A 1,238-nucleotide genomic window follows, 5' to 3' on the forward strand; every position below is an offset into this window, starting at 1 on the left:
GGTAAGCCCAATTTTAGCCCTAAAAGCAGAACCTTTTATAATTCAAGATATTATACATATAACTTTTCTGTCATTAAACAAATGTAAGTAATTTGTAAGTCTATTTATTTTAAATTATAGCAACTATTGACATTCTTTGTATCAAAAATTATTTTTATGAAAAAAAGCAGATTAAAGTTATTATTCATCCTGACAATAAGTGTAAGCCTGTCCGGATATCTTTTCTTCACCAATACAAATAAAAAAGAAGAAATAAAAATCAGTGAGTTCAAAAAGTTAGTATTAGCCAATATCGAAGCACTTGCGCATTCAGAGAGTGGCGGAGGAAGTACTGTCTGTATAGGAAATGGCTCTATCGATTGTTTTGGAGACAAGGTAGAATTTATGTACTCTGGATTCAGTTTAGATGGTTTTTAAATAAAAACGAATTGAATAGATTGGTTCATGAAACACTTGAATATAATACTATTAGTTATTTTTTCTGTCTCATGCAAAGACAAAACAAAGAAGAAAATAACCCAATTAGTGGAACATTGGCAAGGGAAAGAAATTATATTTCCTTCTGATATGATTTTTACTCGTTACTTGACAGACACTGTTGACTATCAAATTCCACAAAGCGACTATAAAGTCCTTATTTATGTGGACACTATCGGATGCGCCAGCTGTAAACTACAATTGCCCAAGTGGAAGGAACTGATAGCTCAGGTTGATTCATTAACAGACAAGCAAATACCTTTTCTTTTTTTCCTTCATCCAAAAGATTTGAAAGAAATACGGTATATCTTAAAAAGAGACGGATTTAATTTTCCGGTTTGCATTGATAAGGAAGATAAGCTTAATAAGCAAAACAATTTTCCTTCTGATATTACCTTTCAAACTTTTTTATTGGATAAGAATAATAAAGTTATCGTAATAGGAAATCCTATTCATAATTTGGCTGTTAAAGATTTATATTTAAAACAACTCACACAAGGAAGAGAAGCAACAAATCAACCAATCATTACAACAGCAAAGGTTAGCCCTGCAGAAGTAAACATGGGAAAGGTTAAGGTGAAACAGGCAAAAAAGACAGATTTCATCATACAAAATACGGGAGATGCCCCTCTTATTATTTTAGAAACAAGTACAACTTGCGGATGTGCAGTGGCTACTTTCGACAAACATCCAGCCAAGCCTGGTGAGTCGCTCCACGTAACCGTTGAGATGACGCCAAAAGAATCCGGTATGTTCGACGA

The 1,238-nt window shown here is 33.2% G+C and carries 2 protein-coding genes; both read left to right on the plus strand.

Going from position 1 to position 1,238, the window contains the following annotated elements; all coding sequences use genetic code 11:
- Positions 1–156 precede the first annotated feature (156 nt).
- Entirely contained in the window at positions 157–417 is a 261-nt protein-coding gene (locus C4S38_RS15665) for an NVEALA domain-containing protein (protein ID WP_099464498.1), read from the plus strand.
- Between the two features lie 27 nt (positions 418–444).
- On the plus strand, positions 445–1,238 hold a 794-nt coding region (locus C4S38_RS15670), incomplete at its 3' end, for a DUF1573 domain-containing protein (RefSeq protein ID WP_103984484.1).

The sequence above is a fragment of the Parabacteroides chinchillae genome (assembly GCF_900108035.1).
In the GTDB taxonomy this organism is placed as follows: Bacteria; Bacteroidota; Bacteroidia; order Bacteroidales; family Tannerellaceae; genus Parabacteroides; species Parabacteroides chinchillae.